The organism is Streptococcus danieliae, assembly GCF_025447695.1.
Classification (GTDB): Bacteria; Bacillota; Bacilli; order Lactobacillales; family Streptococcaceae; genus Streptococcus; species Streptococcus danieliae.
Genome location: NZ_JAOBSU010000038.1, coordinates 1 through 14231, shown reverse-complemented (window position 1 = coordinate 14231; position 14231 = coordinate 1). Strand labels below are relative to the sequence as shown.

General features: G+C 47.3%; 11 protein-coding genes and 1 pseudogene. 7 read left to right on the top strand and 5 right to left on the bottom strand.

Going from position 1 to position 14231, the window contains the following annotated elements; all coding sequences use genetic code 11:
• Window positions 1–230 precede the first annotated feature (230 nt).
• Together N4310_RS03995 and N4310_RS03990 are read left to right on the top strand one after the other, a co-directional pair.
• Window positions 231–593 (top strand): hypothetical protein, encoded by a 363-nt coding sequence (locus N4310_RS03995; RefSeq protein WP_420832891.1) that lies wholly within the window; start codon window positions 231–233, stop codon window positions 591–593.
• A gap of 88 nt (window positions 594–681) precedes the next feature.
• Window positions 682–909 (top strand): annotated as a pseudogene (locus N4310_RS03990) (hypothetical protein); the annotation flags it as partial.
• Window positions 910–1138: 229 nt separating this feature from the next.
• Here N4310_RS03990 and N4310_RS03985 read toward each other — a convergent pair.
• The gene (locus N4310_RS03985) at window positions 1139–1744 is read right to left on the bottom strand and encodes a superoxide dismutase (protein WP_179923741.1); all 606 of its coding nucleotides are present in this window, start codon (window positions 1742–1744) and stop codon (window positions 1139–1141) included.
• A gap of 53 nt (window positions 1745–1797) precedes the next feature.
• Entirely contained in the window at window positions 1798–2838 is a 1041-nt protein-coding gene (gene holA / locus N4310_RS03980) for a DNA polymerase III subunit delta (protein WP_262092149.1), read from the bottom strand.
• A gap of 148 nt (window positions 2839–2986) precedes the next feature.
• Here holA and adhE point away from each other — a divergent pair, with 148 nt between their 5' ends.
• Window positions 2987–5635: a bifunctional acetaldehyde-CoA/alcohol dehydrogenase gene (gene adhE / locus N4310_RS03975; protein ID WP_262092148.1), complete on the top strand. Its 2649-nt coding sequence runs from the start codon at window positions 2987–2989 to the stop codon at window positions 5633–5635.
• A gap of 184 nt (window positions 5636–5819) precedes the next feature.
• Here the strand turns inward: adhE and N4310_RS03970 are convergent, their stop codons facing one another.
• The 3 genes from N4310_RS03970 to N4310_RS03960 are packed head-to-tail and all read right to left on the bottom strand — an operon-like array spanning window position 5820 to window position 9517.
• Window positions 5820–8114, bottom strand: a complete 2295-nt coding sequence (locus N4310_RS03970) for a DNA internalization-related competence protein ComEC/Rec2 (protein WP_262092147.1) — start codon at window positions 8112–8114, stop codon at window positions 5820–5822.
• On the bottom strand, window positions 8098–8736 hold the full coding sequence (locus N4310_RS03965; protein ID WP_262092146.1) for a helix-hairpin-helix domain-containing protein: 639 nt from the start codon (window positions 8734–8736) through the stop codon (window positions 8098–8100). Before N4310_RS03965 ends, N4310_RS03970 begins: the two co-directional genes overlap by 17 nt.
• A gap of 43 nt (window positions 8737–8779) precedes the next feature.
• Entirely contained in the window at window positions 8780–9517 is a 738-nt protein-coding gene (locus N4310_RS03960) for a lysophospholipid acyltransferase family protein (RefSeq protein WP_262092145.1), read from the bottom strand.
• A gap of 270 nt (window positions 9518–9787) precedes the next feature.
• Here N4310_RS03960 and N4310_RS03955 point away from each other — a divergent pair, with 270 nt between their 5' ends.
• From N4310_RS03955 to N4310_RS03940, 4 genes are all read left to right on the top strand, one after another.
• The gene (locus N4310_RS03955) at window positions 9788–12142 is read left to right on the top strand and encodes an HAD-IC family P-type ATPase (protein ID WP_262092144.1); all 2355 of its coding nucleotides are present in this window, start codon (window positions 9788–9790) and stop codon (window positions 12140–12142) included.
• Window positions 12143–12258: 116 nt separating this feature from the next.
• Window positions 12259–13047: a glutathione-dependent disulfide-bond oxidoreductase gene (yghU, locus tag N4310_RS03950; protein WP_262092143.1), complete on the top strand. Its 789-nt coding sequence runs from the start codon at window positions 12259–12261 to the stop codon at window positions 13045–13047.
• 63 nt (window positions 13048–13110) lie between these two features.
• A complete protein-coding gene (locus tag N4310_RS03945) occupies window positions 13111–13857 on the top strand; it encodes a tRNA1(Val) (adenine(37)-N6)-methyltransferase (protein ID WP_262092142.1) in 747 nt (248 codons plus the stop codon).
• Window positions 13844–14119: a GIY-YIG nuclease family protein gene (locus tag N4310_RS03940; RefSeq protein WP_160333443.1), complete on the top strand. Its 276-nt coding sequence runs from the start codon at window positions 13844–13846 to the stop codon at window positions 14117–14119. The genes N4310_RS03945 and N4310_RS03940 overlap by 14 nt, the downstream gene beginning before the upstream one ends.
• Window positions 14120–14231 lie beyond the last annotated feature (112 nt).

The following is a 14231-nucleotide window of genomic DNA, read 5'->3' as shown; positions in this document are numbered from 1 at the left end:
CTGAATGATTAGCTAGAAATGTGGTTAAATCTGTGATAAACTGGGTCATGGGAATAAATCTTTCTAGTAGTATTTTTAGTCTAACTCTACTATAACAGGATTTATTCCTTTTTTGCGTTTACACAAGATATTGTACACTCTCTTAGAAAGGTTAAAAATTCGGATACGATACTATTTGAAGTCCCAAATCAACATTTCATATCCCTTCACCCCAAACAAGGAGGCTCACTATGAAAAAAAGTAAGACAATTATTTCAACAATTCTTTTAACAACCATCTTAGCTTCAACCATAGCCCCTAATGTTTCAACAGTCTATGCTTTCGAGACGCTACCCCAAGTAACAACTAGTGATACCAACATCACTCCCACTAACTCATTAACAGAGGAACAAATCGACTTATTAGCAGATGATATTCAAAGCTTACACCCAGATGTTTCGAAAGATTGGATTGAAGAAGTCATTGAACGCCAACTTCAGGGAGATTACAGCCTACCATCAGATAACTCACCTTTTCGGGTTGCTTGGCAAGGAGTTACAGTTGGACAAATGGGGGCAGCTATCGATACCGCAATTTCTCTTGGGGACCTCTAAAAACCCCAGTTTTTCTTCAAATTGAATCACTCAAACCTTGATAAATCAACATTTAGATTTTCAGAAATTTAGTTTTTAGAGGTGCCCTCTTGCTCTAGGAGGTACCGTTTCTGGACTTGCAAATCTTATTAAAGTTAAGGGGGCCCATGCTGTGAAAAGTGCTATTCGCTCTGCAGTATCCCAATACCTAGGAGGATGGATTGTAAACAGTGTCTTCATCGACTACGCTGTAAACCTATTCTCCCCAGGAACCTATTTAGCCCAACAATGGGATGCACGAGACTCTGTACCAAATAATGGTCGAATTAATTTCTAAACTATGATGAACAAAAAAAATATTTTCTAATTTTATTGCTAGGAAACCTCCTAACCCTCAGCATCAGCTTTATCCTAACCAGACTCCTGTCCATGCCCTTTAAATGGTGGAATGTAATCGCCGCTACTTCTTCTGCCTATGTTGTTCATCATTACTTGGAAAAGAAGCGTAAGCCATAAACGACAAAAGAGCAAGCCAACCGGCTTGCTCTTTTCGATAATCTAGTAGTTTATTTTGCTGCGGCGTAGAGTTCTGAAACCTTGTTCCAGTTAACTACATTCCAGAAAGCTTTGATGTAGTCTGGGCGAAGATTCCGGTAGCTGACATAGTAAGCATGCTCCCAAACATCCAAACCAAGAAGTGGTTCTTGGCCATTCGACACTGGGTTATCTTGGTTGGCAGTCGAAACCACTTCCAATTTCCCTTCAGCATTAAGGACTAACCAAGCCCAACCAGAACCAAAGCGAGTAGCCGCAGCCGCCGCAAAGGCTTCTTTGAAGGCATCCATAGAACCAAAAGTCGCCTCAAGATCTGCTGCTAGCTCAGCAGATGGCGCTGTTTCTTCTGGCGTCATCATTTCCCAGAATAAAGAGTGGTTCACATGACCACCACCATTGTTGATCACAGCCTGACGAATATCTGCAGGAATGCTGTCAACATCCTTCAACAAGTCCACAACATCTGCAGTAACTTCAGGATGTTTTTCCAAAGCTGCATTCAAGTTGTTCACGTAAGCTTGATGATGCTTATCGTGGTGTAAATGCATGGTTTCCTGATCAATGTAAGGCTCCAAAGCATCGTAGGCATATGGCAATTCAGGTACTGTATAAGACATAGTCCACCTCTTTCTTTCTTCTTATTTCATCATACTTAAAAAACGCTGTCATTTCAATTTTTCTGCTTGAGACCTTGTACCATCTCAATCATCAACAAATCCATGAGGTAAGCCTTGTCATAAAGCCCCGTTTTCATCTCATAATCCGTTTGAATAATCTTTTGGTAAATGGTTCGCAGATAAATTGTCGGCAGGTTTTGGCTATCTCTTTGGGCAAAACGGACCCGGTAAGGATTGTAGCTGTTCCCTGTCAACCGCTTTAATTCAGCGACCAAGTTGGCCTCTGTTAAGGGACTCAAAAACCGCACATAAAGAAAGAGGCGAAAATGGCTTAACAATAGAGCCAAAATTTGGATATCATCCTTACCCTGAAGGCGTAGGTCGGCCATCAAAGAACGAGCCGCCTCCAACCGTCCCTGTAAGAGATAATGTGTCAGATCAAAGAGATTATCCTGAAGTGTTTTAGGCAGCAGTTGCCGGAGTTCTTCAAGAGTCAGGGAAGCCGGAGAGCCATAATTCTCGATAAAGGCCAGATTTTGCCGTAACAGGCTAATATTCAGCATCGATTTCTCCAGCAAAACATCCTGTAAATCAGTCCCCAACTGCCAACTGCGAACTTGCAACTCCTCCTGTAAAAAAGTCCGAAAGTCTTTTTCTTTGAGTTCCTGAGTTTCCAAGAGGAGGGACTGACGCTTGAGTAACTTGACCAAGCGGCGTTTACCATCCAGCTTACCTTCCGCAAAAATGATCACCTTGGTGGTCGGACTCGGATTTTGCACATAGTCTTCAAAGCGCTTGAGGTCCTCGTCAGACAAATAGCGCTTGCGGCCGGTTGTCAAGTCCAAAAAGGAGTCCAATACTACCCATTTGCTGTCGGCGAAAAAAGGCAGGCTCTCCAATTCTTCTTGCACTTGGGCATAGGTAACTTCGCGCATATCCAAGCGACTCATACTTAAATCGGCTGGATCAAAACCAATCTTCCTCAGCACCTCTTCTTTTAATAAGGAAAATTGCCCGACATCCTCCCCGGCTACTACCGTTATGACTGGGAAATCGGCTGCTGTCATTTTTTCTACTTGTCGAATCGCTATCATGCTGCCCCCTTTTCTTCTATTTTAGCAAAAATTTCGCAAGCAGCCCATTTGAAATTTTTTAAAAAATTCTTGTGAAAAACTTTACAAACGAAAACGAATTGGTTATAATATTTAATGTGAAGTAATTAACAAATGTCAGGAGAAGTATATGACTGAAAAAACACTTTCAAAAGAAGAAAAAGAACAATTGGCACAAGCCCACGTTGAGGCCTTGGTCAGCAAGGGCTTGACCGCCCTTGAGGAAATGCGCAAACTCAACCAGGAAGAGGTGGACTACATTGTTGCTAAGGCTTCTGTTGCAGCCCTAGATGCCCACGGAACCTTGGCCATGCATGCCTTCACTGAGACTGGACGGGGTGTCTTTGAGGATAAGGCAACCAAAAACCTCTTTGCTTGTGAGCATGTGGTCAATAATATGCGCCACACCAAAACAGTTGGGGTCATTGAAGAGGATGATGTGACTGGTCTGACCTTGATTGCAGAGCCTGTCGGTGTGATCTGTGGGATCACACCAACCACCAATCCGACTTCTACTGCCATCTTCAAGGCCTTGATTTCCTTGAAAACCAGAAATCCGATTGTTTTCGCCTTCCACCCATCAGCTCAAGAATCTTCTGCCCATGCGGCACGTGTTGTGCGCGATGCAGCCATCGCAGCCGGTGCTCCTGAAAACTGTATCCAATGGATTGAACACCCATCGATGGAAGCCACTGCCGCTCTGATGAATCATGACGGGATCTCCACCATCCTCGCCACCGGTGGGAATGCCATGGTCCGCGCCGCTTACTCTTGTGGCAAACCAGCCCTAGGAGTGGGAGCCGGAAACGTACCAGCCTATGTTGAAAAATCAGCCAATGTTCGCCAGGCTGTTCATGACATTGTCATGTCCAAATCCTTCGACAACGGTATGGTCTGTGCCTCTGAACAAGCCGTGATTATCGACCAAGAAATCTATGACGCTTTCGTCGAAGAGTTCAAATCCTACCATACCTATTTTGTGAACAAAAAAGAAAAGGCTCTGCTGGAAGAATTTTGCTTCGGAGCCAAAGCTAACGGCAAGAACTGTGCCCTGGCCAAATTGAATCCAGCCATCGTAGGTAAACCAGCCAGCTGGATTGCGGAACAAGCCGGTTTCTCAGTTCCAGAAGGAACCAACATTCTCGCAGCCGAAGTCAGCCAAGTCGGTCCAAAAGAACCCCTAACGCGGGAAAAACTTTCCCCAGTTATTGCTGTTCTCAAAGCCGATTCCCGTGAAGACGGCCTGGAAAAAGCCCGTCAAATGGTTGAATTCGATGGCCTTGGCCACTCTGCAGCCATCCATACTGAAGATGCTGAATTGGCCCAAGCATTTGGAAAATTGGTCAAAGCCATCCGGGTCATCTGGAATTCTCCTTCAACCTTCGGCGGTATTGGGGACGTATACAACTCCTTCCTACCATCCCTCACCCTCGGCTGTGGCTCTTACGGTCGCAACTCAATCGGTGATAACGTCAGCGCTGTCAATCTCTTGAACATCAAAAAAGTAGGAAGACGTAGAAATAATATGCAGTGGTTTAAAGTTCCTTCAAAAACATACTTCGAACGTGATTCAATCCAATATCTTCAAAAATGTCGGGATGTTGAACGGGTGATGATTGTCACAGACTCCTCTATGGTCGAATTCGGCTTCTTAGATCGCATCCTCGAACAATTGAATCTTCGCCGTAACAAAGTTGTTTACCAAATCTTTGCTGACGTTGAACCAGATCCAGATATTACAACTGTCTACAAAGGAACTGAAATGATGCGTACTTTCAAACCAGACACCATCATTGCCCTTGGAGGAGGTTCGCCAATGGATGCAGCCAAGGTTATGTGGCTCTTCTATGAGCAACCAGAAGTTGATTTTCATGACCTGGTTCAAAAATTTATGGACATTCGGAAACGGGCCTTCAAATTCCCAGAACTCGGTAAGAAAACCAAATTCATTGCCATTCCAACTACATCCGGTACTGGATCTGAAGTAACCCCATTTGCGGTTATCTCCGACAAAGCCAATAACCGTAAATACCCAATTGCCGACTACTCCCTCACACCAACAGTAGCCATTGTCGATCCAGCCTTAGTAATGACCGTCCCAGCTCATGTGACTGCAGACACCGGTATGGATGTCCTCACCCATGCTACTGAAGCTTATGTCTCAACCGTGGCCAATGACTTCACTGACGGCTTAGCCCTTCAAGCCATCAAACTTGTCTTTGAAAACTTGGAAAGCTCTGTAAAAAATGCCGACTTTGAATCCCGCGAAAAAATGCACAATGCTTCAACCATTGCAGGAATGGCCTTTGCCAACGCCTTCTTGGGTATCTCTCACTCCATGGCCCACAAGATTGGTGGTCGCTTCCACACAGTGCACGGTCGCACCAACGCCATCCTCTTGCCATACGTCATCCGTTACAACGGTACTCGTCCAGCTAAGACTGCAACCTGGCCTAAGTACAACTACTACAAGGCCGACGAGAAATACCAAGATATTGCTCGGATGCTCGGACTCCCAGCTGCAACACCAGAAGAAGCTGTGGCTTCCTATGCCCAAGCTGTCTATGATCTCGGGGAACGGATCGGCATCGAAATGAACCTCAAAGCCCAAGGTATTGACGAAAAAGAACTCAAAGAGTATTCATGTGAATTGGCCCTTCTAGCCTATGAAGACCAATGTACCCCAGCCAACCCACGCTTGGCTATGGTAGATCACATGCAAGAAATCATCGAAGATGCTTACTACGGCTATAAAGAACGCCCAGGTCGCATCAAATAGTTCTTTAAAGGGAGTGGGACAGAACTAAATTTGAAAAAATTTAGTTCGTAGTCTCACCCCCGCAAGGCTGATTAGGCCCTCTTCCGAGCTTGAAAAGCGAACGAAGAGGCCAATCAGCTACTGCGTCAAAGGTATTTTGCTAACCAAAGTCAATGAGGCTAGACTTTTGTCCCAGCCTCTTTTCTTATTCTTCGAGATCTACCTCCAGGGTGGAATTGGCAACTGTTTCCAGTTGCCAATTCCACCAGCCGTAGAAACGGATGGCACCGTCCTGATCGGTTCGGTACCAGGGAATCCCCCTTTCCCGGAGTCGTTCCAAGGTTTCCTCGTGGGGATGGTGGTAGCGATTGTCTTGGCCAGCTGAGATTAGGGCGAGGCTAGGATGAAGGTGGTCTAAAAATTCCGGGGTCGAGGAGCCCTTGCTGCCATGATGGCCGAGTTTGAGGACATCGACCGAGAGGTCAGGATAGGCTTTCAGCACTACCTCTTCCCCCTCTTTTTCCAAATCTCCTGTAAAAAGAAAACGTGTCTGATAAAACTGGCCGTAGAGAACCAAGGAATCATTGTTGTCTCCCTGACCCTCTTCCAAGGGATAGAGGGCTTGGAGTTGGCTATCAAACAGAGGCCAAGTCTGACCAGCTTCAACGAGGTGAATCTGGGCTTGGGTGGCCTGTAATTTTTCCAAGAAGCCGGGCTTGTTGAGGCTGCCTGGGCTGACATAGATATGGGAGATGGGGATGGCCTGATCAACTACCAAAAGATCACCAACATGGTCGGCATCTGGGTGGGTCAAGAAAACCTGGTCTAGGTGGTCAATCCCTCTGGATTTGAGATAGGGAATCAAGCGATAGTCGGCATTGGCTTTTTCAGGCTGTTTGGGTTTGGGGCCAAAGCTGACCTTACCTCCAACATCAATCAGAGCCTGACGGCCCTGCCAATCCCTAAGAAAAATACTATCGCCCTGACCAATGTTCACAATAGTGATTTCATTGATCAGGGGATATTTGGTCAAAAATAAACCGACCAAAAACAGGGACAAATAGAGGTAGACCTGTCTTTTTTGGGATCGTAGGTCCCACATCAAGGCCAGGCAGACCAATAAAAATAGAAAGAGGGGGAGGGAGGGCTGACCGAGAATAATAGGGCCGGGTAACTGAGCTTGTACCTTTTGTAAAAAACCATCCAAGCCTTGTAAAAAGCTATTAACCTCTTCTCCTTTTGTCACAGGAACCAAAGCAATCAAGGCTAAAAAAAGCGGCAAGAGCAGGCGGTCAAACAGTAAGGACAAAAGGACGGTCAAAAAAATCCCCAAGGGTTGGTATTCACTGAAAAACAGACTGAGAATGGGTAGGCTGGCTAAGGCTAGGATTAGGGCTTGTTTCCAACCACTGGCTAAGCGACGATCTTGGGCTAAAACCTGCAAGATAAAGGTAAAAAGGAGCGATAAAAGGGCGCCCATATCTTGAAAATACTGAGGGGTAAAGGCCGCCATCAGTAGAATCAGACTCCAAAACTGTTGCATGCCCCGCAGGCCCAATAGGGCAAGCTGTTGCTGCACGAGCGCACGTAAGACAGAAGGACTCCAGCCTGTTAGGCCAGCATAGGCAAAGGAAAAGAGCCATTGTAGCTGATTGAGGCTCTCCTTGGTTACGCCGAATCTAGCCAAGCAGCGGCGGTAAAGTTTCGTAAAAAAAGCAACCTGCATACCGGAAAGGGCAAAAAGATGGAAAATCCCCAGCTGACGGTAGACCTGGCCCCGCTCCGCAAAACTGGCCGGCAAGTAGCCCAGAAGCAAACCAGTCATATAAGAAGCTAGTTCTGCGGGATAGGTCGCTTGGATCCAATGAATCCAGCTCGCCCGCCAGATCCTTAACTGGTCCACCGGATTCCAAGACTCCTGCCAGACTACACTCTCTAACCGCTTAATCTTCAGAGTGTGATAAACCCCTTGATTGGCTAGATAGGCCCGGTAATCAAAGCCACCAAAATTCTCCTGTGCCCGTGCTTGTCCCAGCTCACCTGTAATCTTGACAAGAGGCAGTCCTCCTCCTCTTTGCAAATAGGCTAGATTTTCTCCTTCCTGTAAGCGGTAGCTAAAACGATAGAGATGGTCATCCCATTTGGCCAGACCTTTTAGGCTATCAGCTTCATACACCAAACTATCAGGGAGCAAGAACACCTGGGCGGGTGCCTCGACTTCTGCTGCCGCCTTTTGGTGAGCCAACTCTAGTCTCCCCTGCCAGCTTGCAAGTAAAACCAAAAGAAGCAAACCAGTCCCTAGCCAGACCTTTCGTCCCTGATTGCGATAAAGGCAGCAACAGACCAAGAGCCAGAGGGCTAGGAGCAGGGGATGACCAGTCCACCAGCTGTAATAAGATAAAGCTACCAGCAAAGCTAGGTGAGACAGGGACAGCTGCTGGGATAGGTTTTGCAGAATCTGTTTGAAGGCCATCTGCCAACCCCTAATCAATCTGGACATGATCCTTGATTTTTTCCAAGGTTTTCTCACCAATGCCGGATACTTGTTTCAAATCGTCAATCGATTTGAAACCGCCATTTTGGTTGCGAAAGGCTAGGATATCTTCGGCCCGTTTCTTACCGATGCCGGGAATTTTTTGCAAGTCTTCAGCACTGGCCTGGTTGAGCTTGATTTTGCCAGAGTCAGCCGAGCTGGCCCCAAGAGACCCAACCGGTCCAGCCGAGCCCGTCGCCGCAACTGCTGGCGCTTCCCCTTGACGAGGGACATAAACAATGGCCTCGTCTTTGAGCAGTTGTGCCAAATTAAGGCCATTGGGATCAGCCTCCGACGTTAGGCCACCCGCCTTTTGAATGGCTGTCTGAGCACGTGCCGGACTTACTAATTCATAAACCCCCGGCTTCTGCACAGCGCCCTTGACATCCACCGTAATCTTCCCAGTCTCGGTCCCTACCTGCGATGAGGCCGAGCTGCTTTGTGTCGCCTTCGTCGTCGACAGCAAGGGAGTGCTGGCTTGAGATTGGGTCTCCGGTGTCAGCTGTTTATAGATCAAAAAAGCCACCACTCCCAGAACCAGGAGCAGTGGCAAGGCATTTTGGCGAAGTAGTTCTTTCCAATTGTGCATGAGCATTCCTCCTACTTTTTTATTCGGAGAAAAAAGAAAAAAACTAATCCACATCAAGATTGGGTTGGTAGACAAAAGAGGCGATCCAGCTAAAGAGGACCGTCAAGAGGATCAGCACCACAACTAGCAGCAAGACCACTAGGCGGATGGGCAGGAGCAACCAGGTTAAAAGGCTGCGTTTTTGCGGTTGAATCTCGGCCTCCAGTTGTTGAAAAGAGGCTTGGATTCGTTCAGCGACACAGTTGACCCCCTCCGCATTCATCCGTTTGATGTCGCTAATGTCCAGGCTGTCCCCAATCCGAATGGTGACCGGCTCACCCTTCAAAAGCCCCCCAATGCTTGTCGGCCCTTGGTAAAAGGCTGGTACAATCGGCACCTTGGCTGTTTTGGCAATCACCGCGACACCGCCCTTCAGCTCTGAAGAATGACGAGAGCCCGATGGGAAAAGCATAAGTGAAAAAGCACTTTTGCGCAGCATCCGGACAGGGTATTTGAGGACTTCTTGGCTGGGATTCTCCCGATCCACGGGGAAGGCGCCACACATCCGAATCCACCAACCCAGCACACGATTGGCAAACAACTCCTGCTTGGCCATGATGATAAAGCGTTTGGGCCGAGCCGCAAAGGCTAGGTAAACAGGATCCCAAAGCGTTTTGTGGGGAGCTACCAGCACATAGTTGCTCTCGGGATCGGGTAATTTGTCAAGATTTTCATAGCGCGTGGGTCCATTCACAGCCCATAACAAGAGGGCTACCAGACTTCGCAGATAGGCATAAAACATCATTTCTGCTCTCTAAAACGTAAACAACCATCCTAATGATTGAGAAAGAAAGAGAATTTCCTTTCTTAGGCTACCAGCACGAATCCTCTAATAGGAAAAGACTGGCACGAGTTCCCTAGGAACCTATCCGCCTTACGTTTTGCTTTCTGCGGATAGGTCACCTTCCTGATCATTTTATAGGATTCTAGGGAACCTTTTTTTGACATTATACCCCAAGCTTTTACAGCACGCAAATAGTATTTTTATAACAAATCTGATAAGATAGGAGGTATGGATAAGAAAGAACAATTGATGGGACTAACGCAAGTCCAAGTTGACGAGCGCCGGGCGCGCAACCAAGTCAACCAGTTTAACGCCGATGCTTCAACCAGCACCTGGGACATTATCAAGAGGAATGTTTTCACCCTCTTTAATGCTCTGAACTTTGCCATTGCCCTCGCCTTGATGGCCGTTCAAGCCTGGTCCAACCTGGTCTTCTTTGCAGTCATCTGCTTTAACGCCTTCTCGGGAATTGTTACAGAGTTGCGGGCCAAGCACATGATCGATAAACTCAACCTGCTCAATAAAGAGCAAGTTCAAGTCTATCGTGATGGCCAACTCACCGCTATTGATTCAGAAGAATTAGTCCTGGATGATGTAATCCTGCTAGCAGCAGGTGAGCAGGTCCCCAGTGATGCCCAGGTTCTCTCAGGCATGGCCGAAACCAATGAAGCCATGCTGACAGGAGAAAGTGACCTCGTTCCGAAAAATATCGGTGACGAATTACTCTCTGGCTCCTTCCTAGCATCCGGCCAAGTTCATGCGCAAATCATTCGCGTCGGAGCTGACAACTATGCAGCCAAATTGATGACCGAAGCCAAGGTCGTCAAACCAATCAACTCCAAAATCTTAGCCGAGTTGAACAAGATCGCCAACTTCACCGGAAAAATCATTATTCCCTTTGGACTAATTCTCTTCTTGGAAGCCTTTGTCATGAAGATGCTTCCGCTAAAAGATTCAGTAGTCAATACCTCCACTGCCCTCTTGGGCATGCTACCAAAAGGGATTGCTCTTTTAACCATCACTTCCCTCCTAACCGCTGTCATCAAGCTTGGAATGCGCAAGGTCTTGGTTCAGGAAATGTATTCCGTCGAAACCCTGGCGCGTGTGGACACCCTTTGTTTGGACAAAACCGGGACCATCACCGAAGGGAAAATGACCGTTGAAGACTTGGAAATCCTCTCCGAAGACCACTCCCGCCAAGAAATTTTAGAAAATCTAGCCCACTATATGAGCCATTCCGAGGATAAAAACCCAACCTCACGGGCCATTCGCCAATTTGTCACAGAACCAGCAAATCCCGCTCAATTGGTCGCAAACATTCCTTTCTCTAGCGACCGCAAATGGGGAGCCATTCAGTTTGCCGATAAGGGAAGTTTTTACCTGGGAGCAACCGACTTCTTAATCAGCGGAACCAATGATTTTATCCAAGCTGCCCAAGAACGAGGATCACGGGTCCTCGCCTTTGCCTGGAGCCCAGATGACCTCAACCTTGAACAGCCGGCTCTACCGGACAACCTTGAGGCACTGACTGTTTTGGAAATCTCAGATCCCGTTCGTGAAGGAGCTGCCGAAACCCTCGAGTATCTCCGCTCCCAAAATGTTGATCTGAAGATTATTTCTGGAGACAACCCCGTTACTGTATCCAATGTGGCTGCCAAAGCCGGCTTCCACAACTATAGACAATACCTGGACTGTTCTAAGGTTACAGATGAAGAGTTAGAAGCAGCCGTAGCTCAAACAGCTATCTTTGGTCGCGTCTCCCCTCATCAAAAACGCTTGATTATTCAGACTCTCAAGGCTGCTGGTCATACCACTGCCATGACTGGAGACGGGGTCAATGACATTCTCGCTCTCCGTGAGGCTGACTGTTCCATCGTTATGGCTGAAGGAGATCCAGCAACCCGGCAGATTGCCAACCTAGTCCTCCTCAACTCAGACTTTAACGATGTCCCTGAAATCCTCTTTGAAGGTCGCCGAGTGGTCAACAATATTGGACTCATCGCGCCAATCTTCTTTATCAAAACCATCTATTCCTTTGTCTTGAGCTTAATCTGTATGGCAACCATCCTCTTCTTCCGGGCCGATTGGATTATGATTTTCCCATTCATCCCGATCCAGATTACCCTGGTTGACCAATTTGTCGAAGGCTTCCCACCATTTGTGTTAACCTTCGAGCGCAACATCAAGCCAGTTGAGCCTCATTTCCTCAAGAAATCTATGTTCCTGGCTCTACCTAATGCGGTCATGATTATTGTATCTGTCCTCTTTAGTCAAATTTATGGAAGCATTGTTGGTTGGTCCAGTGTGGAGATTGCAACCCTATCCTACTACCTACTCGGAACGATTTCCTTCCTAGCCGTTATTCGGGCCTGCCTCCCGCTCAACCTCTGGCGTGTAGGTTTGATCATCTGGTCCGTTGGAGGTTTCTTCCTCTCGGCTCATTTTCTCAAAGGACTCTTGCATATCGGTAGCCTAACAGCCAACACCTGGCCAGTCTACCTGGTTCTTGCGACAATCTTTACACTTATTTTCATCCTCTTCTCCAAACGCTACTATCCCAAAGATATGATGGCGACCAGCTAAGGAGAGAATAGGCAAAAAGCTGTGCGAGATCCGTACAGTTTTTTGTGCCGTAGTAAAAACTTGAAATGACTCCTTGAATCTGATAGCATAACAGTAGAAAAAACAAGGAGAAAGCTATGTCTCAATACAAAGTACCTGAAATTTGGGAGAACCCTGCCAACCTCGGCGGAGCCTGGGGTGGGCTCAACCAACCCACAGCTGGAAGTCGGTTCGAGCAGACCTTGCCAAAGGGCGATAACCCCTTCCAACTCTACTCGCTTTCAACGCCAAACGGCATTAAAGCCCTCATCATGTTTGAAGAGCTACGAGAGTTGGGGATTGCTGAGGCTGATTACGATGCCTTCCGGATTAAGATTGGCGATGGCGATCAATTTGGTTCGGACTTTGTTAGCATCAATCCCAACTCAAAAATTCCAGCCTTGCTCGATTTGTCTGCTGACAAGCCAGTGCGCGTGTTTGAATCTGCCAATATCCTGCTCTATCTAGCTGAAAAATTTGAGCAGTTGCTGCCCAAAGATCCCGCAGACCGTAATGAAGTCCTCAACTGGCTCTTCTGGCAAACAGGTGCTGCTCCCTTCCTAGGCGGAGGTTTCGGCCATTTCTTCCACTATGCACCGGAAAAGATTGAATACGCCATTAACCGCTTTGCCATGGAAACCAAACGCCAGTTGGACCTCCTCGACAAGGAATTGGCCGACAAACCCTATATCGCCGGTGACAGCTACAGTATCGCTGATATTGCCATCTGGTCCTGGTACGGCCGTCTCGCCCAAGACAAGATTTGGGACAAGGCCGGCCACTTCCTCAATGTAGGGGAATACCAAAACCTCCAAGCCTGGACCGCAAAAATCGCACAGCGACCAGCCGTCCAGCGGGCTCTCGACGTTAACTACCAGGAAATTTAAACGCTTCAGTCAGGCAACCGATTCGGTTGCCTGCTTTCTTTGATAAAATGCTATAATGGTTTTATGTGTAAAATTGAATTGCTTCCGGGGGAACGGCTGGATCAGTTGTTTACCAGTCCGGTAAAAATTATCCAAAATCGTGAAGTCTTCTCCTACTCCATCGACAGTGTTCTGCTGTCTCGCTTCCCTAAATTGCCAAAGAAAGGGAAAATCCTCGATCTTTGCGCCGGCAATGGAGCTGTCGGCCTCTTCGCTAGCCAGCATACCAAGGCCTCCATTCTCTTGGTAGAAATCCAAGAACGTTTGGCGGATATGGCCCAACGGTCAGTTCACTTGAATAACTTGGAGCAGCAGGTTGAGGTGTGGAATATGGATTTAAAAGATTTGCCCCAAGAGCTCCCTCCCAGTCAGGTCGATTTAATCCTCTGCAACCCTCCCTATTTCAAGGCTAGTGAAACGTCCAATAAAAACCTGAGCCCCTACTACCTCCTAGCCCGCCACGAAATCACTACCAATTTGGAAGAGATTTGTACCGTTGCCCAGAAGGTGCTCAAATCCAATGGGAGACTGGCCCTGGTCCATCGCCCAGATCGCTTACTAGACATTTTAAATACACTCCAGGCCCACAAATTAGCACCCAAGCGCCTCCAATTTGTTTACCCAAAGGAAAACCGCGAAGCGAATATGATCTTAATTGAGGCAATCAAGGATGGTTCAACAGATGGCCTCAAGATCTTCCCGCCACTCTACATCCATGAGGAGGACGGCTCCTACCGGCCTGAGATTCAGGAGATCTATGGACGCCAATAAAGGAGACTGCATCTACGTGGTTCGCTGCCGGGACAACAGTCTCTACACCGGCTACACCAACCATCTGGAACGCCGAATCAAGCAGCACAATGATGGCAAGGGGGCTAAGTATACACGGGCGAGACGCCCCGTCACCCTGGTCTACACCCAACCCTACCCCGACAAAAGCCAGGCCCTAAGAGCAGAAGCCCAATTCAAAAAACTCAGCAAGGCTCAAAAAGAAGCCATTATTGCAGACTATCAAAAAAGCTTGAATTCTTAAAAATTCAGGTTCTTTGTCAAGTTGTGTGGAATCCTTGAAAACTGACAATATAGAATAAAGACAATCTTCCTTCCTCCCCTCCTTAGAGGGGAGGGATTTTTAGATAGAGTGG